Origin of the sequence: Thermobispora bispora DSM 43833, from assembly GCF_000092645.1 — a bacterium.
GTDB classification, from domain to species: domain Bacteria; phylum Actinomycetota; class Actinomycetes; order Streptosporangiales; family Streptosporangiaceae; genus Thermobispora; species Thermobispora bispora.
Genome location: NC_014165.1, coordinates 3,133,568 through 3,158,296, shown reverse-complemented (window position 1 = coordinate 3,158,296; position 24,729 = coordinate 3,133,568). Strand labels below are relative to the sequence as shown.

Annotated in this window: 24 protein-coding genes and 2 tRNA genes; 10 read left to right on the top strand and 16 right to left on the bottom strand. The window is 72.5% G+C overall.

From position 1 onward, the window contains the following. Nucleotides 1-513: 513 nt before the first annotated feature. Nucleotides 514-586: transfer RNA gene (locus TBIS_RS13365), tRNA-Lys, on the top strand. Between the two features lie 207 nt (nucleotides 587-793). Here the strand turns inward: TBIS_RS13365 and TBIS_RS13360 are convergent. Further along, nucleotides 794-1,543 (bottom strand): DUF998 domain-containing protein, encoded by a 750-nt coding sequence (locus tag TBIS_RS13360; RefSeq protein ID WP_158306187.1) that lies wholly within the window; start codon nucleotides 1,541-1,543, stop codon nucleotides 794-796. A 176-nt stretch (nucleotides 1,544-1,719) separates the two neighbouring features. Here TBIS_RS13360 and TBIS_RS13355 point away from each other — a divergent pair, with 176 nt between their 5' ends. Further along, nucleotides 1,720-1,956: a hypothetical protein gene (locus tag TBIS_RS13355; protein ID WP_013132927.1), complete on the top strand. Its 237-nt coding sequence runs from the start codon at nucleotides 1,720-1,722 to the stop codon at nucleotides 1,954-1,956. A gap of 341 nt (nucleotides 1,957-2,297) precedes the next feature. Here TBIS_RS13355 and TBIS_RS13350 read toward each other — a convergent pair whose 3' ends face one another. Continuing rightward, nucleotides 2,298-2,888 carry a Dps family protein gene (locus TBIS_RS13350; protein ID WP_050760535.1) on the bottom strand — a complete coding sequence of 197 codons (591 nt, stop codon included), beginning with the start codon at nucleotides 2,886-2,888 and terminating at the stop codon, nucleotides 2,298-2,300. A gap of 418 nt (nucleotides 2,889-3,306) precedes the next feature. Here TBIS_RS13350 and TBIS_RS13345 point away from each other — a divergent pair, with 418 nt between their 5' ends. Genes TBIS_RS13345 through TBIS_RS13330 form a run of 4 tightly spaced genes read left to right on the top strand, consistent with a single transcriptional unit; the run spans nucleotide 3,307 to nucleotide 6,379 of the window. After that, nucleotides 3,307-3,690, top strand: coding sequence for a TOBE domain-containing protein (locus tag TBIS_RS13345; RefSeq protein ID WP_013132925.1), 384 nt, complete (start codon nucleotides 3,307-3,309; stop codon nucleotides 3,688-3,690). 32 nt (nucleotides 3,691-3,722) lie between these two features. Next, the gene (gene modA, locus TBIS_RS13340) at nucleotides 3,723-4,487 is read left to right on the top strand and encodes a molybdate ABC transporter substrate-binding protein (protein ID WP_013132924.1); all 765 of its coding nucleotides are present in this window, start codon (nucleotides 3,723-3,725) and stop codon (nucleotides 4,485-4,487) included. A 24-nt stretch (nucleotides 4,488-4,511) separates the two neighbouring features. After that, a complete protein-coding gene (locus TBIS_RS13335; RefSeq protein ID WP_013132923.1) occupies nucleotides 4,512-5,321 on the top strand; it encodes an ABC transporter permease in 810 nt (269 codons plus the stop codon). Next, entirely contained in the window at nucleotides 5,318-6,379 is a 1,062-nt protein-coding gene (locus TBIS_RS13330) for an ABC transporter ATP-binding protein (protein WP_206206608.1), read from the top strand. Before TBIS_RS13335 ends, TBIS_RS13330 begins: the two co-directional genes overlap by 4 nt. A gap of 38 nt (nucleotides 6,380-6,417) precedes the next feature. Here the strand turns inward: TBIS_RS13330 and TBIS_RS13325 are convergent, their stop codons facing one another. Then, entirely contained in the window at nucleotides 6,418-7,842 is a 1,425-nt protein-coding gene (locus TBIS_RS13325; RefSeq protein ID WP_206771179.1) for an MFS transporter, read from the bottom strand. A 288-nt stretch (nucleotides 7,843-8,130) separates the two neighbouring features. On the opposite strand from TBIS_RS13325, the gene TBIS_RS13320 reads away from it, so the two are divergent. Continuing rightward, nucleotides 8,131-8,664 (top strand): 2-thiouracil desulfurase family protein, encoded by a 534-nt coding sequence (locus TBIS_RS13320; RefSeq protein ID WP_013132920.1) that lies wholly within the window; start codon nucleotides 8,131-8,133, stop codon nucleotides 8,662-8,664. Here the strand turns inward: TBIS_RS13320 and TBIS_RS13315 are convergent. Beyond that, nucleotides 8,636-9,892, bottom strand: coding sequence for a DUF4032 domain-containing protein (locus TBIS_RS13315; protein WP_013132919.1), 1,257 nt, complete (start codon nucleotides 9,890-9,892; stop codon nucleotides 8,636-8,638). The two genes, TBIS_RS13320 and TBIS_RS13315, sit on opposite strands and share 29 nt — an antisense overlap. Before the next feature lie 128 nt (nucleotides 9,893-10,020). On the opposite strand from TBIS_RS13315, the gene TBIS_RS13310 reads away from it, so the two are divergent. Next, nucleotides 10,021-10,290, top strand: a complete 270-nt coding sequence (locus TBIS_RS13310) for a 4a-hydroxytetrahydrobiopterin dehydratase (protein ID WP_013132918.1) — start codon at nucleotides 10,021-10,023, stop codon at nucleotides 10,288-10,290. Nucleotides 10,291-10,622: 332 nt separating this feature from the next. Here the strand turns inward: TBIS_RS13310 and TBIS_RS13305 are convergent, their stop codons facing one another. Next, complete coding sequence (locus TBIS_RS13305) at nucleotides 10,623-11,468, bottom strand: spermidine synthase (RefSeq protein ID WP_013132917.1); 846 nt, start codon at nucleotides 11,466-11,468, stop codon at nucleotides 10,623-10,625. Between the two features lie 324 nt (nucleotides 11,469-11,792). Here TBIS_RS13305 and lat point away from each other — a divergent pair, with 324 nt between their 5' ends. Further along, nucleotides 11,793-13,067, top strand: a complete 1,275-nt coding sequence (gene lat / locus TBIS_RS13300; RefSeq protein WP_013132916.1) for an L-lysine 6-transaminase — start codon at nucleotides 11,793-11,795, stop codon at nucleotides 13,065-13,067. Between the two features lie 71 nt (nucleotides 13,068-13,138). Here the strand turns inward: lat and TBIS_RS13295 are convergent, their stop codons facing one another. The 11 genes from TBIS_RS13295 to TBIS_RS13245 form a co-directional block, all read right to left on the bottom strand. Next, the gene (locus TBIS_RS13295; RefSeq protein WP_013132915.1) at nucleotides 13,139-13,363 is read right to left on the bottom strand and encodes a helix-turn-helix domain-containing protein; all 225 of its coding nucleotides are present in this window, start codon (nucleotides 13,361-13,363) and stop codon (nucleotides 13,139-13,141) included. Nucleotides 13,364-13,522: 159 nt separating this feature from the next. Then, nucleotides 13,523-13,598, bottom strand: a tRNA-His gene (locus TBIS_RS13290). A 71-nt stretch (nucleotides 13,599-13,669) separates the two neighbouring features. Continuing rightward, complete coding sequence (orn, locus tag TBIS_RS13285) at nucleotides 13,670-14,266, bottom strand: oligoribonuclease (RefSeq protein ID WP_013132914.1); 597 nt, start codon at nucleotides 14,264-14,266, stop codon at nucleotides 13,670-13,672. Between the two features lie 20 nt (nucleotides 14,267-14,286). Next, the gene (locus TBIS_RS19550; protein WP_013132913.1) at nucleotides 14,287-15,255 is read right to left on the bottom strand and encodes a DUF2510 domain-containing protein; all 969 of its coding nucleotides are present in this window, start codon (nucleotides 15,253-15,255) and stop codon (nucleotides 14,287-14,289) included. A 130-nt stretch (nucleotides 15,256-15,385) separates the two neighbouring features. Next, nucleotides 15,386-16,873, bottom strand: a complete 1,488-nt coding sequence (locus TBIS_RS13275; RefSeq protein WP_013132912.1) for a serine/threonine-protein kinase — start codon at nucleotides 16,871-16,873, stop codon at nucleotides 15,386-15,388. A 166-nt stretch (nucleotides 16,874-17,039) separates the two neighbouring features. Further along, entirely contained in the window at nucleotides 17,040-17,582 is a 543-nt protein-coding gene (locus TBIS_RS13270; RefSeq protein ID WP_013132911.1) for a hypothetical protein, read from the bottom strand. Between the two features lie 134 nt (nucleotides 17,583-17,716). Then, the gene (locus TBIS_RS13265; protein WP_041431576.1) at nucleotides 17,717-18,544 is read right to left on the bottom strand and encodes a polysaccharide deacetylase family protein; all 828 of its coding nucleotides are present in this window, start codon (nucleotides 18,542-18,544) and stop codon (nucleotides 17,717-17,719) included. Between the two features lie 263 nt (nucleotides 18,545-18,807). Further along, entirely contained in the window at nucleotides 18,808-19,755 is a 948-nt protein-coding gene (locus TBIS_RS13260) for a glycosyltransferase family 2 protein (RefSeq protein WP_013132909.1), read from the bottom strand. Continuing rightward, nucleotides 19,752-20,486 (bottom strand): glycosyltransferase family 2 protein, encoded by a 735-nt coding sequence (locus tag TBIS_RS13255; protein ID WP_241019718.1) that lies wholly within the window; start codon nucleotides 20,484-20,486, stop codon nucleotides 19,752-19,754. Before TBIS_RS13255 ends, TBIS_RS13260 begins: the two co-directional genes overlap by 4 nt. A gap of 359 nt (nucleotides 20,487-20,845) precedes the next feature. Next, nucleotides 20,846-21,202 carry a hypothetical protein gene (locus tag TBIS_RS13250; RefSeq protein ID WP_013132907.1) on the bottom strand — a complete coding sequence of 119 codons (357 nt, stop codon included), beginning with the start codon at nucleotides 21,200-21,202 and terminating at the stop codon, nucleotides 20,846-20,848. A 297-nt stretch (nucleotides 21,203-21,499) separates the two neighbouring features. After that, the gene (locus tag TBIS_RS13245) at nucleotides 21,500-23,182 is read right to left on the bottom strand and encodes a substrate-binding and VWA domain-containing protein (RefSeq protein WP_241019717.1); all 1,683 of its coding nucleotides are present in this window, start codon (nucleotides 23,180-23,182) and stop codon (nucleotides 21,500-21,502) included. Nucleotides 23,183-23,518: 336 nt separating this feature from the next. Here TBIS_RS13245 and TBIS_RS13240 point away from each other — a divergent pair, with 336 nt between their 5' ends. Further along, a complete protein-coding gene (locus TBIS_RS13240; protein ID WP_013132905.1) occupies nucleotides 23,519-24,346 on the top strand; it encodes a TrmH family RNA methyltransferase in 828 nt (275 codons plus the stop codon). Nucleotides 24,347-24,729: the final 383 nt, after the last annotated feature.

The window sequence follows — 24,729 nt, the reverse complement described above, 5'->3', positions numbered from 1 at the left end:
CACGCCGGGACCGGCACCGGTCCGGTACGGCCGGCCGCGCCGGAGCGCGGTACGGGCCACCGTCCGCGGGCACGCCTCCCGGCCGATCCGGGGGGCGGAACGCGCGCCCGCGGGCCGGGCCGGCGTTTCCCCGTGCGACGGGGTCCGGCGGCCCCACCGGAGCATGCCCGAACCATCCGCGCCGGTGAATCGCCCGAGTGCGCCCGTGAACCGCCCGTGCGTGCGCGAGCCCTGACGCAGGGCCGGGTCATCACCGGCGAGCCGGTGAACCTCCCGCGCGCGTGTGCGAGCCGTTCGAGCGCCCGTGAACCACCGGAGCGCGTGCGCGAGCCGTTCGAGCACCGGAGCGCGCCGGTGAATCGCCCGAGCGTGCTCGTGACCCATCCGGGCGCCTGCCTGCACCGACGGACGCGCGGTGACCCGTCTGCGCGTGCCCGCGAACCGGGCGAAAGGGCGCGGCAGGGCGCCCGATTTTGCATGATGTTCCGCGTACGCTACTCTCTAACTGCCCTAGCGCCGCTAGCTCAATTGGCAGAGCAGCTGACTCTTAATCAGCGGGTTTGGGGTTCGAGTCCCTGGCGGCGCACACATGACAGGCCGGGTATGTCCGTACCCGGCCTGATCTTTTCCGGTGTACGGCGCTTTCCGGCATACCACTCGACGCCGTCGGCGTCGCGGACGTGTCGATCAGCGTTCCCGCCGGACGCATTCCGCAGAAGGGGCGATCGCTGCCTCCGGGACGCGGACGCCCGCCGGATGGCTCGGCGGGCACGGGACCTGCCGGGGGACGAGGTCAGTCCGAGCTCGTCGCCGGCACGTCCGGCAGCGCGCGCAGCGTGTGCGCGGCCAGGAGGGTCTGCCAGCACCAGGCGATCGTGATCGCGATGCGCTGGAACAGGCCGCCGTAGGCGGTCAATGGCTCGACCTGTTCGAAGGCGGCGATGGCGAGGGCCATCGTGGCCAGGAAGCCCAGGGCGCTGAGGGCCGAGCAGGCCGCCCAGCCGGGCCTGCGCCGTACGCCGAAGCGGACGGCGAAGACCACGCAGGCGGCGGCCAGCGCCACGAAGCCGAGCATGGCGATGGCGTCGTGCAGGGCGGCGGCCGGGCCGGAGTACTGCTCGTGCGCAGCGGGAGTGCCCGGCGGGTAGCCGCTCACCGGGTCGGTGCGGAAGATCCCCATGCAGACCAGCTGGGCCGCCCAGATCCCCAGCAGCAGCGGCCCCCACCGTGCGCCCCTGCGTGGCCCAGGGGCGGCGCGGAGCGCGCGGCGCAGGCCGGCGGCGCCGGCCAGGGACGGCACGCCCGCCACGATGAAGCTCGCCGTCTGCAGCCCGCCGAATTCGCCGAGCGCGAGTGAGCTGACAGGGTGGCGCAGCGGGTCGTAGCCGTCCGGCTTGATCGCGCCTTCGAGCAGGTACGCGACGGTGAACAGCGGGCCGGCCAGCATGCCGCCGAGGAGCGACCGTCGCGTCGCCTTGTCCGGCTTCCGGGGCGGAGGCGGCCCTTCGGCCAGCAAGACCCCGGTGTTCGCGAGACCGTTCATGCCTGTCAACATAAGTTGACAACAGACCCTGCGTCAACTTAGGTTGACAAGCGCCCGTCCTGAGGCGGAGCGGTCCGGCGGCGCGGGCCGCACTGAGCGAGGGAGCGGCGTTCCTTCGGTGCGTGCCTCGGCTTCCACGGGGTAAGGGCGGTGATGGGCGACGAAAGGGAGGCACCATGTCCGACCGCGTGGCGCTGGAAGGGCTGCAGCGGGTGATCGACGAGGTGTACCGCGATCGCGACCTGGCCACCCGCAGAGACGTGTACCGGGTCGCGTCGGCGCACCTCGATCTCTCCTCCGATGTGCTGGTGCTCCTGAACGAGACCCCCGAGGGCACCTACACCCGGGAGCAGATGGTGGAGGCGATCAACAAGGCGCTCGAGAACCGCGGCGGTGACGCGGCGCTGCGGTGATCGGTTCTGACGCCGCCGGCACGGTGATCGGTTCTGGCGCCGGCGGCAGACCGCGGCACGGAAGCCGGCGGTGGCCGTCCGGCGCGATGCCGCGCGGGGCGGGTACGCCGTCCCGGATACCGAACCATCCGGTGGAGGCCCACGGGTTCCGTCGCAGGCCCGGTGGGCGGTCACCGGCACAGGACCACCCCGGCCGCGCCGGCGGCGAGCCGGCCGGCCGAGCGGCGGCGCCGGGAGATGTGATCGCGGGATCGGGTCACCGGCGGCCGGCACAGGGCGGTCCGGCGAACGTGCTTCTCCAGGGCGTCGGCTCGCGGCGCGAGACGGGCGTGGCGCGGGCGTCACACCCGGATGATCGGCGTGTCGACGAGGTGCTCACCGAGGAACCAGACCTGCATCTCCCCGGTCCGGATGACGTCCGACACGAGCAGGTCGCTGGTCCCGTCGTCACCCTTCTCCTGCGTGCGCGCGGCGGCGTCGTGCGCGGCGACGAGGATCGTCTCGTGCGCCTCCAGCAGCCGGGAGAGCATGGCCGGGACCTCCTCGACCCCGTCGGGAGGCCGGGGGATCACGGTCAGCTCGGCCACCTGGCGCGGGTCGCCGACCGCGACACCGCCGAGGGTCTGGATCCGCTCGGCGATCTTGTCGATGAGCGCGAGCTGCTCGCGGGCGTGCTTGTCGAGGAGCTCGTGGAGCTGGAAGAAGGTCGGCCCCCGCATCAGCCAGTGGTGCTTCTTGTACAGGCTGTAGAGGATCTGGGTGTCGGCGAGGATCTGGTTGAGCCGTTCGCAGGAGTACTCCCGGGCCTCCCTGGACAGGCCGATCGGAAAGTCGCGGACGGTCCCGAACCGCTGAATCTCGGCGCCCTTCTGGTGCAGCAACGGCTGGCTGCTCGCGCCCGGATGGTTGGCGGCCAACTTTCCTCCCCGCATCGCATGGACGTGGCACTTCCAAACGGGCATATGCCCAGAAATCGGACGGTCTCACGGTGCCGATCCGGGGCCGGCGCGCCGGGTCGCGGGCGGGCCCAGGCCAAGGCGCGGGCACCCTCCGGCCCTTCACCAGCGCGCATCCGGGCGTCCGGGCGCGAAGGCCTCGCGAGCTCACCGCCGCCGCGGTACGGCATGCCGTACGGCCGGTGCCGCGCGCAGGCACGTGCCTCGCATCCGCCGCAGGAATGGGGGTGCGGAACCTTCGCGTCCCCACCGTGGCGACACGGCATGCCGTACGGCCGGTGCCGTGCGCAGGCGCATGTCTCGCACCTGCCGTAGGAATCGACGAAGTCTTCTGATACTTGCGGGCGAAAATGGCTATTGATCCTGGTATCTGCGATATCTACCTTCTCGGAATATGTTCCGGATCAGCGAGGCGGCGGCCCTGCTCGGGGTGAGCGCGGACACCGTGCGGCGGTGGGTGGACGCCGGGCGCCTCCCGGCCCAGCGGGATGAGCACGGCCACCGGATCATCTCGGGGCGGGACCTCGCCGAGTTCGCCCGCTCCCAGGCGGGCCGGGACGAGAACGGCCTCGCCACCTCGTCGGCGCGCAACCGCTTCCGCGGCATCGTCACCGAGGTCGTGAAGGACGGCGTGATGGCGAAGGTGGAGATCGCCGCCGGCCCGTTCCGCGTGGTCTCGCTGCTCAGCCGGGAGTCCGCCGACGAGCTCGGCCTGGAGCCGGGGGTGGTCGTGGTGGCGGTGGTGAAGGCCACCAACGTGCTCGTCGAGCGGGCCTGACGGGCGCCGCCGGGAGCGTGTGGGAGGTGCAGGTGCGACGATCGGCGGTGCGGTGGATCGCCGGGCTGCTGCTGCCGCTCGCGCTGCTGGCGGCCGCGGCCTGCGGCGGGGGCCGGGACGCCGGCCGGGGCGGCGGCGAGATCGGCGCGAAGCTCACCGTGCTCGCCGCCGCATCGCTCACCGAGCCGTTCTCCGCGCTCGGCGAGCTGTTCGAGCGCGAGCACGACGGGGTGACCGTCCGGTTCAACTTCGGGGCCAGCTCGACCCTGGCCCAGCAGATCGCGCAGGGCGCGCCCGCGGACGTGTTCGCCGCGGCGAGCCCGGAGACCATGCGGATGTCCGGCGCCCCGTCCCCCACGGTGTTCGCCCGGAACGTGCCGATCATCGCGGTGCCCAAGGGCAACCCGGCGAACGTGCGGAGCGCGCGCGACCTGACCCGGGTCAAGGTGGCGCTCTGCGCCGAACAGGTGCCCTGCGGCGCGGCCACGGCCCGGGCGCTGCGGGCCGCCGGGGTCACCGTCGCCCCGGTGACGCTGGAGCGGGACGTCAAGGCCACGCTGGCCAAGGTCGCCCTGGGAGAGGTCGACGCCGGGCTGGTCTACCGTACGGACGTCAAAGCGGCGGCCGGCGAGGTCGAGGGCATCGAGTTCCCGGAGGCGGAGGAGGGCGCCACCGACTACGAGATCGCGGTCGCCCCCCGGCCCGGGGATCGGCGGCTGGCGCGGGAGTTCGTCGACCTCGTCCTCTCCGACCGGGGCCGCCAGGTGCTGCGCGACGCCGGCTTCGTGGTCGTCTAGCGCGCGGGAGTTCGTGATCGTCTGATGGGCGGGAGCAGGATCGGCGACCGGCCGGCCGGGACGGCCCGGCGGGCGCCGTGGGCGCTCACCGTCCCCGCGGCGCTCGGCCTGGCGTACCTGGTGGTGCCCCTGCTCGGCCTCATCGTCCGGACCCCGTGGGCGACGCTGCCCGCCCGGCTCGCCGAGCCGCGGGTGCTGGAGGCGCTCCGTCTCTCCCTGGTCACCGCGACCGCGGCCACGGCGGTGTGCCTCCTGCTCGGCGTGCCGCTCGCCTGGCTGCTCGCCCGGGTGCCCTTCCCCGGCCGGTCGCTGGTGCGGGCGCTCGTCACGGTGCCGATGGTCCTCCCGCCCGTGGTGGGCGGGGTGGCCCTGCTGCTGGTGTTCGGCCGGACCGGGCTGATCGGCCGGTGGTTCGCCGACGCGGTCACCCTGCCGTTCACCACCACCGCGGTGATCATGGCGCAGGCGTTCGTCGCCATGCCGTTCCTGGTGATCAGCGTGGAGGGGACGCTCCGCACCGCCGACCCCCGGTACGAGGAGGCGGCCGCCACCCTCGGGGCGTCCCGGTGGACGGTGTTCCGGCGGGTCACGCTCCCGCTCGTGGCGCCCGGGGTGGCCGCGGGAGCCGTACTGTGCTGGGCGCGGGCGCTCGGCGAGTTCGGGGCCACGATCACCTTCGCCGGGAACTTCCCCGGCACCACCCAGACCATGCCGCTCGCCGTCTACCTCGCCATGGAGACCGACCCGGAGGCCGCGATCGTGCTCAGCCTGATCCTGCTCGCCGTCTCCGCCGGCGTGCTCACCGTCCTCCGTGACCGATGGCTGGGCACATGAGCGCAGGGGGCACGGTGCTGCGGGCGCGCCTGCACGTGGCGCGGGAGGGGTTCCGGCTCGACCTGCCGCTCGAGGCCGCGGCCGGCGAGGTCGTGGCGCTGCTCGGCCCCAACGGCGCGGGCAAGACCACCGCGCTCCGCGCGCTCGCCGGCCTGGTACGGCTCTCGCACGGCGAGATCGTCCTGGACGGCGAGCCGATCCACACCCTGCCGCCGGAGCGCCGCTCCGTGGGCATGGTCTTCCAGGACCACCGGCTCTTCCCCCACCTGTCCGTGCTCGACAACGTGGCGTTCGGCCTGCGCTGCCGGGGGACGCCCAAGGCGCGCGCCCGGGAGATCGCCCGGGAGTGGCTCGGCCGGTTCGGCCTCGCCGAGCGGGCCGGCGTCAAGCCGCGGGAGCTGTCGGGCGGCCAGGCGCAGCGGGTGGCCCTCGCCCGGGCCCTGGTCACCCGGCCCCGGCTGCTCCTGCTCGACGAGCCCTTCGCCGCCCTCGACGCGTACACCCGGCTCGAGGTGCGCGCCTGGCTCAACCGGCACCTGGAGGGCTTCGACGGCGCGACCGTCCTCGTCACGCACGACCCGCTCGACGCGATGGCGCTCGCCGACCGGATCGTGGTGATCGAGGGCGGCTCGATCGTCCAGCAGGGCACGCCCGCCGAGGTCGCCCGCCACCCCCGGACGGACTACGTCGCCCGGCTGGTCGGGCTCAACCTCTACCGGGGGACGGCGGACGGGCGTGCGGTCACGGTCACCGGCCGGGCGGGGGAGCGGGTGGTGCTGAGCGTGGCCGAGGAGCTCACCGGGCCCGCCTTCGTGGCCTTCCCGCCCTCGGCCGTGGCGCTGTTCCGCGGCAGACCGGACGGGACGCCCCGCAACCTCTGGGAAGGCACGATCGCCGGCCTGGAGCGGCACGGCGACGGGTACCGGATCGCGGTGGACGGGCCGGTCGGCGTGCTCGCCGACGTCACCGCGGCCGCGGTGGCCGAGCTCGGCCTGCTGCCCGGCCAGCGGGTGTGGGTCGCCGTGAAGGCCACCGAGACCCACGCCTACCCGGAGTGAGCCCGGCCCCGGGTGGCCGCCGGGGCGGGCACGGCCGGTCACCGGTGGCGTTCCGTGGAGCCCACGGGCTCGTCCGCCATCAGCCGGGCCGCGGTGCGCTGCGCCGTCCCCCGCGCCCACCGTCCGGTGGTGATGACGGCGAGGCAGAGGATCAGCGCGCCGTACCCCGCGTTGATCCACCATGCGGCGTGGGCGGCCCGGACGAAGCCGGACGCCGTTGCGGCCGTGGCGACGATCGACCCGGCGATGGCGATGCCGAGCGACTGACCGACCTGGCGGCTCGTCGACGCGATCGCCGCCGCCACGCTGGCCTGGGCGGCGGGCATCCCGGTCACCGCGGTGTTCGTCACCGGCGGGTTGAGCATGCCGAACCCGAGGCCGAACAGCGCGAAGCAGGCGAGCAGCGGCGGCAGGGGGGTGTCCAGGGTCACCCTGGTGAGCAGGGCTCCCGTGACCGCGAAGCAGACCCCGGCCACGACCAGCGGCGCCCGCGGCCCGCGGGTGCCGACCAGCCTGCCGGCGAGCGGCGCCACGACGAACGCGGTCAGCGCGAGCGGCAGGGTGCACAGGCCGGCCTCGAACGCGGTCAGGCCGCGGTGCCGCTGCAGATAGAGCGTGGTGAGGAACAGGAACGACCCCAGCGCGGCGAAGCCGAGCACGGCCATCGCCGCCGCCCCGGAGAACGGCGCGCTGCGGAAGAAGCGCACGTCGATGAGCGGCTCGGGGCGGCGGGACTCGTACCACACCAGCGCCGCGAGGGCGGCCGCGGCGACGGCCCCGCAGCCGAGGCCGACCGCCCGGCCGGCGTGCGGCGCCTCGATGATCCCGTAGGTCAGCGACACGAGCAGGGTGATCATCAGGAGCTGGCCGACGGGGTCGATCGCGCGGGGGCGCCTGGCCTTCGACTCGGGCACGAACCGACCGGTGAGCACCCAGGCGAGCAGGCCGATCGGCACGTTGATCCAGAAGATCGCCCGCCAGCCGGCCGTCTCGGTGAGCACGCCTCCGGTGAGCGGGCCGAGGGCCATGCTGATCCCGGCCACCCCGCCCCAGACGCCGATCGCCTGGGCGCGCTCCTTGGGGTCGGTGAACGTGGTGGTGATGATCGAGAGCGCGACGGGGTTGAGCATGGAGCCGCCGACCGCCTGCACGACCCGGAAGGCCACGAGCCCCGGCAGGTTGGGCGCTATGCCGCACAGCAGCGAGCCGGCGGTGAAGATCAGGAGCCCGGTGCGGAAGACGCGCCGCCTCCCGATCCGGTCCGCCACCGAGCCGGAGAGGATGAGCAGCCCGGCGAGGGTGAGGGTGTAGGCGTCCATGGTCCACTGGAGCCCGGAGAGCGGGGCGTGCAGGTCCTCGCCGAGGGCCGGGAGGGCCACGTTCACGATCGTGTTGTCCAGGGCCACCATGAGCAGGCTCGTGCAGCACACGCACAGCACGAGGATCCGTCTCCGGCGGCTCATGGGCACGGCATTGGTTAGTTGCCCTAACACAACCTTATTGTCCGATGTGACGGTTACATGGGTACCCGGGCCGGGCGTATCCGAGCGCCCGAGCCGGCCCGCCCGCCCGTCCCGGCTCGCCCGGCCGGGCCCTGCGCCCGGCCCCCGGTTTGCCCTCACCGCCGATGCGCCGCCGAGCCTCCGCCGGGCCCCGCGGCCGGCCGGGCGGGGATCGCCGGTGGTGCGCGAGGCGCCCCGGCGGCCCTCGGCGCGTGCCGAGCACGCCCGGCCCGCGGCGAGAATGGACGGGTGGAGCGGATTCTCGTCAGCGCGTGCCTGCTCGGCCGGCCGGTGCGGTACGACGGGCGGGCGAAGACCAGCCACGACGAGCTGCTCGCCCGCTGGCGGGCCGAGGGCCGCCTCGTCCCGTTCTGCCCGGAGGTCGAGGGCGGGCTTCCCGTGCCCCGCCCGCCCGCGGAGATCGAGGGCGGCGCCGGGGGCGAGGCCGTGCTCTCCGGTGCGGCCCGGGTACGCACCGCCACGGGCGAGGACGTGACCGAGGCCTTCCTCGCCGGCGCCCGCCGGGCGCTGGAGGCGGCGCGGAAGGCCGGGGCGCGGATCGCGATCCTCAAGGAGGGCAGCCCGTCCTGCGGCTCGCTGCGGATCTACGACGGCACCTTCCAGGGCCGGACCGCGCCGGGCCAGGGCGTGACCACCGCCCTGCTGGAGCGGCACGGCGTCCGCGTGTTCAGCGAGGACCGGATCCCGGAGGCCGCGGCGTACCTGGAGGAGCTCACCGCCCGGTCCGGCCCGGTCACTCGGCCGGAGCCGAGGACGAGGTGATGGCCTCCCCGCCCTCGGCGGTGGGGAGGATGGCCTTCTCGTCGGGCTTGAAGACCAGCACGTTCTCGATGTAGGAGCGGACCGCCGTCTCGAGGCCGACGTCCCGTCCCGCCGCCTCCGACAGGAACCACCGGTGGTCCAGCACCTCGTGGAAGATCTGCGCGGGCTCGAGCTTGCGGCGCAGCTCCGGGGGGATCGCGTTCACCACGGGCTGGAACACCTCGGCGAGCCAGCGGTGGGCGACGATCGCCTCGTCCTCGTGCTGCAGGCCGTTCGAGACGCGGAACGAGTCGAGGTCGTTGAGCAGCCGCCGCGCCTGGTTCTCCTCCACGTCGAGGCCGGTGAGCCGGAGCAGCCGGCGCTGGTGGTGCCCGGCGTCCACCACCTTCGGCCGGACGAGCAGCCGCGAGGTGCCGGCCTTGCGGCGGATCATCATCTCGGCCACGTCGAAGCCGAGCGAGTTGAGCCGGCGGATCCGCTGATCCACCCGGTGCCAGTCCATCTCTTCGACGATCTCGTCCTGGGTGAGCTCGGCCCAGAGCTTGCCGTACTGCTCGGTGAGCCGGTCGGCGAAGGCGAGCGGGTCGACCGTCTGCGGCAGCAGCCCGCCGGCCTCCAGGTCGAGCAGCTCGCCGTAGATGTTCATGTGCGCCACCTCGATGTCGTGCTCGCGCATGCCCTCGCTGATGGCCGGGTGGAGCTCCCCGGTCTCCGCGTCCACGAGGTACGCGGCGAACGCGCCGGCGTCCCGCCGGAACAGGGTGTTCGACAGCGAGCAGTCGCCCCAGTAGAACCCGACGAGGTGGAGCCGGACGAGCAGCACGGCGAGCGCGTCGAGCAGGCGGGTCAGCGTGTCGGGGCGGACCGAGCCGCCGGAGAGCACGATCCGGTAGGGGAGCGAGAACTGCAGATGCTTGGTGATCAGCGCTGAGTCGAGCGGCGTGCCGTCCTCGGCCGTCCGGCCGGTGATGATCGCGACCGGCTCGACGGCCGGGACGTCGAGCCGGACCAGGTCGCGCAGCAGCTCGTACTCCCGCTTGGCGTACCGCTCCGAGATCTCCTTGATCGCGTACACGTGCCCGGAGATCCGGACGAAGCGCACCACGTGCCGGGAGATACCGCGGGGCAGCGTCACCAGGTGGTGGCCGGGCCACTCCGCGAGGGGGATCTCCCAGGGAAGCCGGAGGAGGCCGGGGTCGCTCGGCGTACCGATCATCTGCAGGGGCACGGATCCTCCTTCCCGCGGCTCTTGCCGGATACCAGTCTCGATGATCCGCGCGATCCTGGGGCACCCCGCGGCGCCGCGATCCGGGGCCCTGCTGGCCGCGGCCGCGCGGTTCGTGATGTGCTGGAGGCATGTACGACGCTTCGGAGTGGCGGCGGGACGGCAACACCCTGCGCAGGAGCGTGGTGGCCCCGGACTTCCGCACCGCCATCGCCATCGTGAACGAGATCGCCGAGCAGGCCGAGGCGCTCAACCACCATCCGGACATCGACATCAGGTGGCGGACGCTCCACTTCGCGCTCACCACCCACGACGCGGGCGCCCTCACCGACCTCGACTACACGCTCGCCGCGCGGATCGACGGCATCCTCGCCGCCCACGGGGTGGCGAACGCCTCCTAGCGGCGCGTCTTCCGCGTACGGCTCCGCCGGGGACGGCCGGCCTCCGGTGGTCCGGGGCAGGCCCGGGTCCCGGTCCATGGCGGGAGCCCGCGCACGTGATGGTGCCGACCGGCATCGCCGGCCGGTGGCAGGGACGGCTCGCGGAGTTCACCCGCAGCGCGTCGACCACCACCCGGACTCCTGGGCTTGCGGAAGATCCGCGTCAGCGCTCCCGCCCGGATGGGGCCGGGCGGCCCGGATGACGCCAAGCCGACCGGGTGATGCCCCGGGGTCCCGGCCGGGCGCCGGTCGCAGGACGCCCGGCCCGGTGGCGCGCGGAGCCCGGGCGATGCCTAAGTGAACAGGCCGGGCGGCGGCACGGGGGAGAGCACGGGGTCGCCGTCGCGGATGGGGGCGGCGCCGGCGATGAGCCGGGTGAGGTCGTCGCCCGCCAGGCACCTCGCCTGGGTGAGCCCGCCGGCCGCCCGCCGGGTCAGCGTCCCGAGCGGCAGCTCGGCCGCGGAGGCGGCCACGATCACGTTGCCGAACCGCCGGCCGCGCAGGATCCCGGGCTCGGCGAGGAGCGCGGCGTGGGGGAGCGCCGCGCGGACCGAGGCGATCAGCCGTTTGGCGAACGGCAGCCCCTTGCCGTCGGCGACGTTCACCACCAGGGTCCCGGCCGGCCGCAGGATGCGGGCGACCTCGGTCATGTACTCGACCGTGGCGAGCTCCACCGGCATGGAGGCGCCGGTGAACGCGTCGAGCACGAACAGGTCGGCCGACCGGTCGGCCAGGGCGGCCACGGCGGTGCGGCCGTCGAGCACGCGGACCTTCAGCCGGGGGACCGAGTTGAGCCGGAGCTGCTCCCGGACGAGCCGGACCAGCGCGGCGTCCGGCTCCACCACGATGTGCCGGGAGCCCGGGCGCTTCGCCGATATGTACCGCGGGATGGTGCACGCGCCCCCGCCGATGTGGACGGCGTCGAGCGGCCCTTCCGGCAGGGCGTCGATCACGAGGGCGATGAGCTGGACGTACGAGAAGTCCAGGTAGGTGGGGTCGCTCAGGTCCACGTAGGACTGCGGCACCCCGTTCACGACGATCATCCAGCCGTCCGGGCGGTCGAGATCGCGGAGCAGCTCGACCTCTCCGCCGGCCACCGGATACCGGCCGGGGACCGGCTCTCTCGTCCGCTTCGCCACACGACCTCCTCCCACACCCGGGCCCGGCCGAGCAGCGTACCGCGGGCCGCGCGCGCCCGGATCCCGGCGCCGCGGCGACCGCCGCCGGGTATCCCTCGCCGCCGCCGGGATCGGTCCGGGTGAACCGCGCACGCGGGCCGATGCCGCCTTCCCGGGAGCGTGGCGGAGCGCCCGCTGATGCCGCACCGGCGGGATCCGTACGCGGCAGGCATGATCCCGAAGCGCAAAATCATCCGGAAGAAGATGGATTTATCAGGAAAGTCTTCACATAGAATGCCGCCAGTGAGGGAATCATCCTGCCCCTTGGTGTGACGCGGAGGCGACATGGACCCCAGCGCTGTACACGAGACCCTCGCGCGGCATCTGCTCGTCGACGGGTTCGATCTGGTGCTCGACCTGGAGAAGAGCTCCGGAGCCTGGCTGGTCGACGCGAGGGACGGCCGGCGCTACCTGGACTTCTACACCTTCTACGCCTCGTCGCCGCTCGGCATGAATCCGTTCGCCGACGACCCGGAGTTCCTCGCCTACCTCGGCCGGGTCGCGGCGAACAAGCCCGCCAACTCGGACATGTACACGGTCGAGCTCGCCGAGTTCGTCGAGACGTTCCAGCGGGTGCTCGGTGACCCCGAGCTCCCCCACCTCTTCTTCGTCGAGGGCGGCGCGCTCGCCGTGGAGAACGCGCTCAAGTGCGCGTTCGACTGGAAGAGCCGGTGGAACGAGGCCCACGGCCGCGACCCCGCGCTCGGCACCAAGGTGCTCCACCTCACCCGGGCCTTCCACGGCCGCAGCGGGTACACGCTCTCGCTCACCAACACCGACCCGGTGAAGACCGAGCGGTTCCCGAAGTTCGGCTGGCCGCGGATCGAGGTGCCGGCGATCCACTTCGGCGACGTGGAGGAGGCGGAGCGGCGCGCCCTCGCGCAGGCCAGGGAGGCGTTCGAGAGGTTCCCCCACGACATCGCGTGCTTCATCGCCGAGCCCATCCAGGGCGAGGGCGGCGACAACCACATGCGGCCGGAGTTCCTTCAGGCGATGCAGGCGCTCTGCCACGAGTACGAGGCCCTGTTCATCGTGGACGAGGTGCAGACCGGCGTCGGGCTCACCGGGACGCCGTGGGCCTACCAGCAGCTCGGCCTCGAGCCGGACATCGTGGCCTTCGCCAAGAAGGTCCAGGTCGGCGGGATCATGGCGGGGCGCCGGGTCGACCTCGTCCCGGACAACGTGTTCCGGGTGAGCAGCCGGATCAACTCCACCTGGGGCGGCGGGCTCGTCGACATGGTGCGGTCCCGCCGGATCCTCGAGATCATCGAGCGGGACGGCCTGATCCCGCGGGCCGGCATCCTCGGGGAGAAGCTCCTCGGGATGCTCAAGAGCCTGGAGGCGGAGGGTCTCGTCAGCAACGCCCGGGGCCGCGGGCTCATGTGCGCCTTCGACGTCCCGGACAACCGGGACGTGATCACCCGGCTCCGGGAGGAGGAGGGCATCCTCATGCTCCCCTGCGGGGAGCGGTCGGTACGGCTCCGCCCGCCGCTGAACATCGAGCCCGAGGAGCTCGAGCACGGCATCGCCGGTCTGCGGAAGGTCCTCGCCTCCCGCTGAAGCATGTGGCCTCGCCGCGCCGCGCCGCCCGGTCCGGGCGACGCGGCGCGCGGCGTTTCAGCGAGCCCCGGTCAGCCCTCGGGCTCGCCGGCCGTGGCGCGCCACCGTCCGATCGCGGACGTGCGAGACCGTACGCCGAGCTTGGCGTAGATCCGGTTCACATGGTTCTTGACGGTCTTCTCACTCAGGAAGAGACGCCGAGCGATCTCGCCATTGGAGTGACCGGAGGCGATCAGCTCCATGACCTCGGTCTCCCGCTTGCTGAGCACGCTCTTGCTGCGGTTTTCGACTCTCATCCGGCCTCCGTCAAAGAGCCCTACGATCGCCGAGGCCCCCGCGCGGCGTATCTGGTGAAACTCACGGTAGCCCATCGACCGGTGGCGGCGGGATGGGCTCGGGCCGGAAAAGCCAGAGAAAAGCGGACGGCCGGTCCTTCCGGACCGGCCGTCACCGGCTGGGGTGAGTGATGGGACTTGAACCCACGACACCCAGGACCACAACCTGGTGCTCTGCCAACTGAGCTACACCCACCATGACCGCAGTGCGCGGTGCCGATAGAAAGTGTAGCGGTAATTCGAGGCTGTTTGCTCCACGGCCGCGCCTCAGAAGCGAGAGACCGCTTCGGCGACCTCACGGGCGGCCGCCGAGTCCGGGCCCGGCTGGGGAACGAAGATCGCCGCGCGGTAGTACCGCAGCTCCCGGATGCTCTCGGTGATGTCGGCGAGCGCACGGTGCCCGCCCTGCTTCTCCGGGGAGGCGAAGTACACCCGCGGGTACCACCGGCGGGCGAGCTCCTTGATCGTGGAGACGTCGACCATCCGGTAGTGCAGGTAGGCGTCGACGAGGGGCATGTCCCGCGCCAGGAACGCCCGGTCGGTCGCGATCGAGTTCCCGCAGAGCGGGGCCTTCTTGGCCTCGGGGACGTGAGAGCGGATGTAGCCGAGCACGGTCGCCTCGGCCTCGGCGAGCGTGACCCCGCCCGCCAGCTCGTCGAGCAGCCCTGAGGCGGTGTGCATCTCGCGCACCACGTCGGACATCTGCTCGAGGGTCTCCGGCGGCGGCTTGATGACCACGGCCACGCCCTCGTCCACCGGGTTCAGCTCGCCGTCGGTCACGATGCACGCCACCTCGACGAGCGCGTCCCGGGTGAGGTCGAGCCCGGTCATCTCACAGTCGATCCAGACCAGCGGGTCAGTCATGGCTCAAGGGTAGTCCCGGCTCACCGGGCTTCGAGCGAGTCGAGGACCCGGGTGAGCACCGATTGATCGAGGTTCTCCGGTATGGACAGGTACATCAGCGCGGGGAGCTGCCCGGCTCCCCGATCGACGAGAACGAAGGCCCCGCGCTCGCTCTTCCACGCCAGGCCGTACGTCCGGGACGCCTCGGAGAAGTCGAGCTCGAACTCGATCAGCCACCCCTCCCGGTCGCCGACCTTCTTGGCCTCGCTGCGCACGACCTTGGTCTTGTGCTCGACCGGGTAGAACTCGCTCTCGTAGCGGGGGAGGAGCGACTCCGCGACCTTCTTGAGGTCCTGCGGCCCGTCATACGAGAACGACTCCGGCAGGATGCCGGCGAAGATCGACCCGATCCACTGGTTCCCCCGGCCGTCGTAGTTCTCCTGGGAGACCGCGTAGTAGCCGCTGCTCCAGATGGGCGTGCCGGGCTGGCTCTGCGGACGGACGGTCAGCGGCTGCCACGGGGCGCCGGGGAACAGGTACGACAGACCGGTCACCGGGTCGTCGATCCGGCCGTTGGACGGCTGGGCCGGCCGCAGCGGGTCCTCGGACGGCGAGGGCTGGGGGACGACCGAGTCCAGCGGGCCCGTGGGCGCGGGCCGCTGGGCGGCGGTCGAGGTGTCCCGGTTCAGGAAGACCAGCAGGCCGCCGAGGATGAGCGCGAGGACGACCACGAGCGCGGCTCCGCCGGCGATCCACGCCCAGATCGACGATCGGGGCGGCGCGCCCATGCCCGGAGCCGGGATGGGGGCGGGCTGCCCGGGCCACGGCCCCGGGCCGGCCGGCGGCTGCGGCTGCCAGGGCTGCTGAGCGGGCTGGGGCCGGCCGGGCTGCGGCGGCGACTGACCGGCCACCGGGGGATGGGTGTGCTCCGTCCACTGGGTGCCGTCCCACCAGCGCAGCAGCGGCGAGCCGTACGGATCGGGGTACCAGCCAGCGGGGGTCGTCGTCATGCGCGTCACACTAATGAATCGGCACTTTCAGCGAAACCTGGTCCTTTTCTGGTTGCGCGGCCCGCGCCCGGCCGACGGCATGGCCGTGCCGGCCGCACGCCGCCATCGCACGGCCGCTCGCGGCCGCCGGTCACGACGGGCTCCCGCCACCGGGGCTCTGGGGCGGCGTGGTCCCGGGGCGGGACGGCGCCGTGGTCACCGGCCGCGAGGTCACGTCGGGCATCCGGTCGATGATCACCGGATCGGGCGAGCCGGGGTTGTCCGCGGGCGGGCTCTCCGGCCGCGGCGTGCCGGTGCCGCGCCGTGACTGGACCGGGCTCGTCCTCTTGGTGGGCGCGGCGCTGGGCCGCGACGCCGGGGGCCGGGTACGGCTCGGCGGCACGGTGGGCGAGGGCTGCGGCCGCGCCGACGGCGTGGGCCCCGGCGGTGTGGACCCCGGCGGCGTGGGCGTCGGCGGTGCCGGCGAGGCCGGGGCGCTGGTCCGCGGCGCCGGGGTGGGCGTGACCTCCGGCTCGGCGACGACGGGATCGGCCGTGGCCCGGTCCGGCACCGGAGGGACGGCCGGCACGGTCGCGGTGGTCGCGGGCGCGCCCGGGCGGCCCGCGCCGTCCCCCGGGTGCAGCGCCATCGCGGCGCCGCCGGCGATCACCGCGAGCCCGGTGCAGAGCAGCGCGATCCGCGTCCCCGCCCGGGCGAACGCCCCGCGGGGCCGCGCCGGCAGGGGGTCGAACCGATCGTCCGGTTCGCCGCCGAGCGGGAAGAAGGCGTCGAGCAGCCCGGCGAGCGCGGCGAGCCGCTGCCGTCCCCGCACCTCCCACTCCGGGCCGTACCCGGCGGTGGCGATCTCCGTGAGCTCCTCGGCGAAGGCGGCCGCCGACTGCGGCCGGTCGGACGGGCGGCCGGCCGTGCCGCGCTCGATGAGGCGGCGCAGCGACGGGGGAAGCCGGTCGGCGGCGGGATCGATCGGCCGGCCCTGGCCGGGGGAGCCGCCGGCACGGGCGGGCCGGGTTCCGGTGAGGCATTCGAAGAAGACCACCGTGGCGGCGTAGATGTCGCTCGCCGGAGTGGCCAGGCCGTTCAGCCACTGCTCAGGGGCCCGGTACGGCGGGGCGTCCGCCGGGTCCGCGGGCTCGGACGGCGGCGCGGCGCCGAAGTCGACGAGCTTGACCGTGCCGTCGCCCTCGATCAGCACGTTCTCCGGCTTGTAGTCCCGGTGGAGCACGCCGATCTCGTGGGCGGCGGCCAAGGCGAGGAGCGACGCCTTGAGCACGGTGAGCGCGGCCTCCGGGCCGATCGGCCCGTGCGACCGGAGCATCGCGCGGAGCGAGACGCCGTTGACCAGCTCCATCACGATCGCGGCGCCCTGCCGCGAATCGACGCAGTCATGGATCCGCGCGATATGGGGGTGCGGGTCCATCGCGGCGAGCTGGCGTGCCTCGTGCCGCAGCCTGGGCATGAAGCGCAGGTCCGCGGAGAGCTCGCCGGAGAAGTACTTGATCGCTACGAGCACGCCGTCGGCGTCGCGCCGAGCGAGCACGACTCTGCCGCCGCCGCGCGTACCGAGCTCCCGGATCTCCGTGTAGCCGGGGACGCGCCAGGAACCCGTATGGCCGTACATCGCGGTCTCCTCATCGCCGGGCCCCCGCCGAGACCTAGCTTAGTGAGGCTCGGCTCCCAGGCACGGGAGAGTAACGGATTCCCCCATGGCCCGGTCCGGCGGGCCCGGGCCGGGCCATGGCGTCCCACGGCGACGGTTCAGCCGTGGTAGGCGGCGGGCCGCCGCCTCACCCCACCTCCTCCAGCACCCGGTAGTCCTCGCGCGGGGCCGGGAGCTGCAGGCGGGGCGCGCCGTTCCCCACGATCCTGGTGATGTCGATCTTGCCGGGATCGCCGTCGTGGGCCCCGGGGACCTGCGAATGGCCGAAGTGCCCGCCCTGCGCCCACAGCCGGGTGCTGCGCTCCGCGGTGAGCGAGTGCGGGTAGGGCAGCGGCGGGCCGGCCGGCCACTTCCTGGGCACGTGCCACGCATCGAGCCAGGCCAGGATCTCGTCCAGCCGCTCCAGCTTGGTGTCGGTGAACGGCTCGTGCGACGACCCGATCACCCGGATCTGGATGCAGACACGGCCGTTCCTGCCCCGCTCGCGCGGCAGCCCGCACGCCGCACGGGTGGGCGGCAGCATCTGGGCGATCTCCCCGGTCACCGGGTTCCACACCAGGTGGGAAGGGCACTTGAGCTGGAGCAGCCGCTGCGCCACCGACCGGGCCGACACCGCTGTAGGATCGGCCGGCCAGATGAACCAGACGACCCGGGGAGCTCCGCCGAGCATCGGTCCGAAGTCCTCAGTGGAGGGAAGTCGGTAGGTGCCAGGCAGCCATGCTTGGGCCACAATGCCCCCTCTAATCCGCGGTCGCGAAGTTTTTCCCCGATCGCGGCATGGCTGACACCTGGGGGAGCGGAATCTTACCGGCGCGTAGAGATCCGATTGAGGCCGTACTTGGCGCGGCGGACCACCGCATAACCGGCGGTGAGGATGCGCTCCTTGAGGTAGATCAGGGGGATCCCCCGATCGTGGACCAGCAGGCGGAACCGCGCCATCGAGGTGCTCGGGCCCACGGTGAGCCGGGGCAGGATGAGCGCGTCGCAGCGGTCGATCGCCGCGACCGCGTTGCGCACCGCGCAGGCGGCGGCGTACCCGGCGCTCACCACCTCCTCCCGGACCCGGGCGCTGTGGTACCCGAACGGGTAGGCCATCGTGGTCACCGGCCGGCCGAGCAGATCCTCGAGCAGGGCCTTGTTGTCCCGCAGCTCCGCGCGGATCGCCTCGGTGGGGAGCTGGTCGAGCTGGGGGTGGCTGTGGCTGTGCCCGCCGATCTCCACCCCATGGTCGGCGGCCTCGCGGACCTGGCTCCAGCACAGTGTGGGGCCGGGCGGCCGGCCCGCCGCGGCGGCTCCGGCGTCCCGCACCCACCCGGTGGTCAGGAAGAGCGTGCAGCGGAAGCCGTACTTGTCGAGCACGGGGAGCGCCGTGTCGTGGAAGTCCGCGTAGCCGTCGTCGAAGGTGATCACTATCGGCTTGTCGGGAAGCCGGGGCGCGGGCTCGCCGCGTAACGGCGGCCCGTGCAGGCCCAGGGCGCTGGCGAGGTCGCCGAAGGTGATCGGCGTGAACCCGCTCTCCTTCAGGTAGGCCATCTGCTCGGCGAAGTCGGCCGGCCGTACCGCGTGCCGCCGGGTCACCGGCGTCGGGCTGTCGGTGATCGAGTGGTACATCAGGATGGGCACGCGTGTCATCGGAGACGTGGCACGTGGCCCCCTGCCGTCAGGCGGGAGCACGCGCGCTCCTCCCTTCCATGGGGTCGTCCGGAAAGGATCGTTGGACCGAGTGTGCGCCATGGCGCCGGGCCTGTGGAAGAGAGAAGAGGGAACGCGCCCGTCCGCCTGTGCGCCTGAGGGTGAGGACGATGTGCGGGCCCGGCGCTCCGCCGTGCCGGAGGACCGCGTGGCAGACCGCCGCCGGGCGGTCTCCCGGCGCTCTGGGGGAACGGGCCGGTCGCTCACCGCGCGGAGACCGCCGACCGGATCCGGCCCCCGAGGTAGCCGCACGCGGTCCAGGCCAGCCCGACCATGATCGCGGTGGCGCGGCCGAGGCCGGCGAGGTCCCCCCGTACGGCGTCGCCGAGCCCGCGGAGCACACCGGCGGGGAGCGTCCGCGTGGCGTAGCTCACCTCGCTCGACAGCCCGTCCTGGGCGCCGACGCTCTCCGTGACGAGCGCCTTCGACAGGCCCTCGGCGAAGCATCGCGCCCGGAAGTAGGCGAAGCGCGCGCGCTCGGCGGTCACCTTGTGCTCGATCACCGCGGCGGGCTCGAACAGGATGACCGAACCGGGGCGCCGCTGGGTGATCCGGATGCACAGCTCCGTCTCCTCGCAGCCGAGGGGACGGCTGGCCCGGCCGCGCACGCTCCGCCCGATGTGCGTGCGGAACCCGCCGGCCTCGATCACCACGTCCCGCCGGAAGGCCGCGTTGCCGCCCATCACGTTGCGGATCCGCGACCGCTGGGCCGGCATCCCCCGGTAGGAGCAGCCGACCGTCCAGTCGAACTCCTCGGGGAACCAGCGCGGGCGGCGGCCGGTCGCCCACCGGGGCCGGGTGAACCCGCCGACGGCCACCACGGCCGGGTCGGCGAAGGCCGCCTCGAACGCGTGGAGCCATCCGGGGTCGGCGATCGCGTCGTCGTCGAGGAAGGCCACCAGGTCGCCGGTGGCGATCCCCACGCCGGTGTTCCGGCCGCCGGACAGCCCGCGCGCCTGGGCGTTCTCCACCACGATCGCGTCGGGGTGCTCTCGCTTCAGCCGCAGGCACAGGTCGGGGTTGTGATCGACCACGATGATCAGCTCGTGCGGCTGGCGGCGCTGCCGCCGGACCGACTCGACCGCAGCGCCGATGTCCTCCCAGCGATCCTCGGTGTAGACGCAGATGATCACCGACGTCCGTCGGCTCATGCGGCTCCCCTGTCGTCCGCCGCGACCGCGCCCACGGTGGCCACGGCCGGGACCGACGCGGTGAACCGCCGCCGCCCGCGCCACTCGCGCATGATCGTCCGGAGGACCCGGAACCCGTCCCGCACCGCGCGGAGGTTGCTCTCCCCGTGGATGCGGGGCTGCTCGAAACTGGGGACCTCGTGCACGCGGAGGCCGGCGAGGGCGGCCCGGATGTTCATCACCGTCTCCACCTCGAACCCGTCGCAGTCGAGCCGGAGCAGCGGCACGTGCCGGGCCCACACCGCGTTGTAGCCGTAGCAGAGGTCCGTGTAGCGGGTCCCGAAGAGGCGGTTGACGATCCACCGCAGCACGCTGTTGCCGAGCCGGCGGGAGAGGGTCAGGTCCGCGCTCCCGCCGCCCGCGAGGTATCGGGAGCCCTTGACGAAGTCGGCACCGCTCACCAGGGCGCTGACGAACCGGATGATCTCGTGTCCGTCGGTCGAGCCATCCGCGTCGATCATGACGATGATGTCCCCGGTGCACGCGGCGAGTCCTTCGGCGAGTGCGTCGCCCTTGCCCTTGCCGCGCTGGTGCACCACCCGCACGTCGGGCCGGAGCCGCTTGGCGACCTCGGGGGTGCCATCGGTCGAGTGCCCGTCGACCAGCACGATCTCGTGCACCCAGGACGGGATGGTGGAGAACACGTGGGGGAGGTTCTTGGCTTCGTTCTTCGCCGGCACGACGACGCTCACCGTGGGGCTGATCGCTATCAGCGGCCCAAGGGGGGTGAAACGCTCCACAGCGTTGCCGGAGCCGTTGACCGAGACCGAGAGAACGCTCCTATGGGGGGTTCTGTGGGGGGTCCTGGCGCTCATATAGATCGATTTTCCTTCGCTAATTGATCTAGGGAAGATCGAAACCGGAAAGATCAATTTTTGGATTTACCTTGCGTAAACTTTTGAGTAGGCGAATCCCCGTTTAATGATCTTTATCGGCTATGCCGGACATGTGATTTCCGTTATGCCGGCATGCCGATGAGATCTGTGTGATTGGGCTTTCGCCGCGCGAGGGCCTTCCCGGTCCGGCCGGCGCCCGCTGCTCGGGAAGCCGTTCAGGTTCGCTGTGCCGCTGACGCCCCTCCCCGGTAGATCAGACGGAGCACGAACAGGAAGAGGCCGAGGATCCCGACCGTGACCACCCCGGCACGGTACGACCAGACGTCGAAGATGAGCATGGCCTCGGCGACGATGATGTTGATCGCGAGGCTCGATGCCCCTGCGACGGCGAGTGTGGTGAGCGGATCACGGCCGCGGAGCAGCCCGGCCACTCCCGCCCCGGGGACCACCGCGAGGAAGAGCGGGGCCAGGACGGTGCGGAGCGGGGTCCGCACGTCGGCGATCGCTAACACCGCACCGGCCGCGCAGGCCACGGCGAGTGGCAGCGTGACGGCGAGGCGCTTTCCGGTCATCGATCTTGAATGCTCCGAATGTGAATCTTGATCCCGTAGAGGGCGAACAGAGAGATCCCATACCAATTCCGTGCAGTTGTCACGTTCCACCCACGGAATTGTCAAAGTTCCCTCTGGAATCTGGGATCCTATCCCATAGGAGCGGCGCAGAGCAGATAGGACGGCAAAGTCGAGCCTGTGCCGTTATCACCGGTCGGCGCAGTGCGCCCCGGTCGGTACCGCAGACGGGCGGGGCCGTACCCGACCGGATCGGACCGGCCGGGCACGGCCCCTGCGATCATTCGCCGTCCGGCGCCGCTACGACTGCGCCGAGCCCGGGCAGTTGGGCGCGCACAGCCGGCGGGCGAAGCCCTTGAGGAAGATGTTGCGGATCTCGAGCACCGACTGCGGGAAGTACGCGGCGCCCCCGGTGGCCTTGGCGATCGCGGTCATCTGCGCCCGGTCCTCGTCCTTGGTCGTGTTGACCGAGATGATCAGGATGCTGACCGGCCGCTTGGGGTCGTAGGCCTGCCGGAGCTTGCGCAGGATCTCCTCGTTGGAGATCCCGCCGTTCGGGTCGTCGTTGCCCACCCCGTCGGTGAACAGGAGGATCGTGCTGACCTTGTCGGGCGTGTACTCCTTGAGCATCTTCTGGTAGGCCGCCCACAAGGTGTCGTTCAGGCCGGTGTTGCCGGTCGGGATCGCCTTGACCTCGCGCAGCGTCTTCTCGATGTACTCGCGGCGGGTCATGCCCCCGATCTGCGCCCCGAGCGGCCCCATCGGCACGACCTCCTTCCAGTCGACGCCCTGGCCGCGCAGGTTGTCGGAGAAGACCCAGGTGCCGATCTCGGCCTTGTCCGGGAAGAGCCGCAGCCCTTCGCGGGTGATGTTCTTGATCGCGTCCATCCGGCTCACCCCGGTCCGGTCCGCGGGCAGGAGCATCGTCCCGGAGATGTCGAGGAGCGCGAGCAGCCGGGTGCCCATGCGGAGCTGGTTCCACGCCTGGGCGACCTTGTTGATCGAGGCGTTGTCCGGCAGCGGCATCTCGGCCGGCTTCTTCGCGCTCACCCCGTTCTCGGGCTTGAGCAGGCTGCCGCCCTTGCCGTCCGGGGTGCGGAACCCGTGCTCCTGCACCAGCTTCCGCCCGGCGTCCGAGGTGAGCTCGGCGGTGAACAGCTCGGCCGCCTTGCGGAGGTTCCTGTCCTTCGTGCGGACGATGATCGGGTAGTCGAGGATGATCGTCCCCTCGGCGGGGTAGAGCGCGACGGCCGGGTTCGACGGCGAGGTCTTCATGTTGTGCGCCCAGACCGCCTGCTCGCTGGCGACCCCGACCGGGACCCGCGCCGACGCCTTGGTCAGCGTGGCGAACATGCTGTCCGGGGTGGGCACCGTGTTGTCCACGAGCCGGCGGAGCACGCCGACGAAGAGGTCGTCACCGCCGTTGTTCGCCTTGAGCACGCTCGCCCCGGCGATCAGCGCGCCGAGCCCGGCCGCGTTCTGCGTGGGGTCCAGCCCGAGCACCCGGATCTTGCGGGAGAGGCCGTCGGGGTTGGCCGCGTTGGCGGCGCTCATCAACGCGGTCCAGCTCGCCGGGTTGAACACTGACTTGAGCTGTTCGGCGCCCGCCTTCGAGGCGGTCATCACGATCGGGGAGTACGCCGCGCTGCCGGCGGGCTTCGGCGCCGGCACCCCCTGCTTGGCGAGGCGGGCGAGCCAGATCCTGGAGTCGGGGATCCAGACGTCCGGGTCGATCTTCGCGCGGGTGGGACCGGTTCCCGCGATGGCGTTGGCGACGTCGGCCGAGCCGACCGCCTTGACGGAGACCGACACGCACTTGCCGTCGACGTCCTTGGGCTCCTTGGCGAACCGGTCGGCGACCTTCTGCACCGCGGGGTGGATGTCCGGGGAGGCGGCGACGGAGAGCTTGATCGTGTCCGAGGACGAGCAGCTCGGGTTCTTCTGGACCACGACGTAGGCAGCGACGCTGCACAGGACGGCCAAGGCGATCGATCCGGCGAGGGGAGCGAGGACCGTGCCCGTGCCCGCCCGCCGGCGTGGTGATTGCTCCTTCTGCGAAGTCAGGTCGTCGAATTCGTCAGTGCGGTGCCTTCCGCCCACGGGTGACCTCTTCGTGTCCTTCCGGCTCAGGCTCGTCACGTGATCACGGGAGATCCCCGCCCGTGATGCTTAGGGAAACATACAGGCTTGTGTTACTTATGTGAAAGGCGCAGTCGATACCTTGATATGGAGATTGCGGGGATTCGTGGGGTACCGCCGCGCCCCTCGTCCGGCCGGTGAGTGTCCGGAACGGTCCCATCCGGCCGTACCCTTTGGCGCGTGGTCATCCCGGTCGACGACGCAGCCGATCCCCGGATCGCCGACTACGTACGGCTGCGCGACTCCGAGCTGCGCAAGAGCCTCGAGGCGGAACGCGGGCTCTTCATCGCCGAGGGAGAGAAGGTGATCCGGCGCGCGGTCGCCACCGGCCACCGGCTCCGCTCGGTGCTCACCACGGCCAAGTGGCTCGACCGGCTCGCCGACGTGATCGGGGACGTCCCCACCTACCTCGTCTCGGACGAGGTGATGCGCGGCATCGCCGGCTTCCAGGTCCACCGCGGCGCGCTCGCCGCGGTGGAACGGCCCGAGCTGCCCTCGGTCGCCGGACTGCTCACCGGCCCGGGCTCCGGTGAGGGACCGCCCGGCCGGATCCTCATCCTCGAGGACCTCGTCGACCACGGGAACGTCGGCGCGATCTTCCGATGCGCGGCGGCGCTCGGGGTGGACGCGATCATCCTCTCCCCGCGGTGCGCCGACCCGCTCTACCGGCGGGCGGTGAAGGTCTCCATGGGCGCGGTGTTCGCGATCCCGTACGCCCGGATGGACGACTGGTACCACGGGCTCGGCGAGGTCCGGGCCGCGGGCTTCCGGCTGCTCGCCCTCACCCCGGACCAGTCGGCCGTCCCGCTCCACGAGGCGGAGCTGGGGGAGCGGGTCGCGCTCCTGCTGGGCTCGGAGGGCGACGGGCTCTCGGCGCGCTGGCTGGACCTCGCCGACGAGCGGGTGTGCATCCCGATGAGCCCGGCCGCCATGGCGCGCGGGGTGGACTCGCTCAACGTGGTCGCCGCGGCGGCGATCGCCTGCCACGGCCTGATGCGCGGCCGCTAGCCCGGCCGCGCGCCCCGGCGACGCCGGATCCGGTCCTGGCCGGACCGGGCGACGCCTGGGCCGGCCGCACGCCCGGCGGGCCGGCGGGGGACGCCGGCCACCGCATCGCCTTGGCTCATCCCCGGCCCGCCCACCTCAGCAGGAGACAGGGGGCACCGTGCCGCCTCCGGCGGGCCGGCGGGGGACGTGGGCCACCGCATCGCCTCCGCCGGTGGCGGGACCACCGCGCCCGGGCCATCGGTCACCGCGGCCTCGATGCGCGCCCCGGCCCAGGGTCTCGACGTGCGACTCCGGATCAGGTCCACCGCCGGAGGACTGAACCAGGCCCACCGCCGGAGGGAATTGTCGGCATTGTTCGCATCGGATCGGATATCTCTGTTTCC

Coding starts and splice junctions, on each gene's coding strand:
- orn (WP_013132914.1), bottom strand. CDS start 14,266: ATGACTGACCCGCTGGTCTGGATCGACTGTGAGATGACCGGGCTCGAC.
- TBIS_RS13250 (WP_013132907.1), bottom strand. CDS start 21,202: ATGACCGGAAAGCGCCTCGCCGTCACGCTGCCACTCGCCGTGGCCTGC.
- TBIS_RS19550 (WP_013132913.1), bottom strand. CDS start 15,255: ATGACGACGACCCCCGCTGGCTGGTACCCCGATCCGTACGGCTCGCCG.
- TBIS_RS13345 (WP_013132925.1), top strand. CDS start 3,307: ATGTTCCGGATCAGCGAGGCGGCGGCCCTGCTCGGGGTGAGCGCGGAC.
- TBIS_RS13265 (WP_041431576.1), bottom strand. CDS start 18,544: ATGACACGCGTGCCCATCCTGATGTACCACTCGATCACCGACAGCCCG.
- TBIS_RS13260 (WP_013132909.1), bottom strand. CDS start 19,755: ATGAGCCGACGGACGTCGGTGATCATCTGCGTCTACACCGAGGATCGC.
- lat (WP_013132916.1), top strand. CDS start 11,793: ATGGACCCCAGCGCTGTACACGAGACCCTCGCGCGGCATCTGCTCGTC.
- TBIS_RS13330 (WP_206206608.1), top strand. CDS start 5,318: ATGAGCGCAGGGGGCACGGTGCTGCGGGCGCGCCTGCACGTGGCGCGG.
- TBIS_RS13350 (WP_050760535.1), bottom strand. CDS start 2,888: ATGCGGGGAGGAAAGTTGGCCGCCAACCATCCGGGCGCGAGCAGCCAG.
- TBIS_RS13270 (WP_013132911.1), bottom strand. CDS start 17,582: ATGCTCGGCGGAGCTCCCCGGGTCGTCTGGTTCATCTGGCCGGCCGAT.
- TBIS_RS13355 (WP_013132927.1), top strand. CDS start 1,720: ATGTCCGACCGCGTGGCGCTGGAAGGGCTGCAGCGGGTGATCGACGAG.
- TBIS_RS13325 (WP_206771179.1), bottom strand. CDS start 7,842: ATGAGCCGCCGGAGACGGATCCTCGTGCTGTGCGTGTGCTGCACGAGC.
- TBIS_RS13360 (WP_158306187.1), bottom strand. CDS start 1,543: ATGAACGGTCTCGCGAACACCGGGGTCTTGCTGGCCGAAGGGCCGCCT.
- TBIS_RS13310 (WP_013132918.1), top strand. CDS start 10,021: ATGTACGACGCTTCGGAGTGGCGGCGGGACGGCAACACCCTGCGCAGG.
- TBIS_RS13295 (WP_013132915.1), bottom strand. CDS start 13,363: ATGAGAGTCGAAAACCGCAGCAAGAGCGTGCTCAGCAAGCGGGAGACC.
- TBIS_RS13275 (WP_013132912.1), bottom strand. CDS start 16,873: ATGTACGGCCATACGGGTTCCTGGCGCGTCCCCGGCTACACGGAGATC.
- TBIS_RS13335 (WP_013132923.1), top strand. CDS start 4,512: ATGGGCGGGAGCAGGATCGGCGACCGGCCGGCCGGGACGGCCCGGCGG.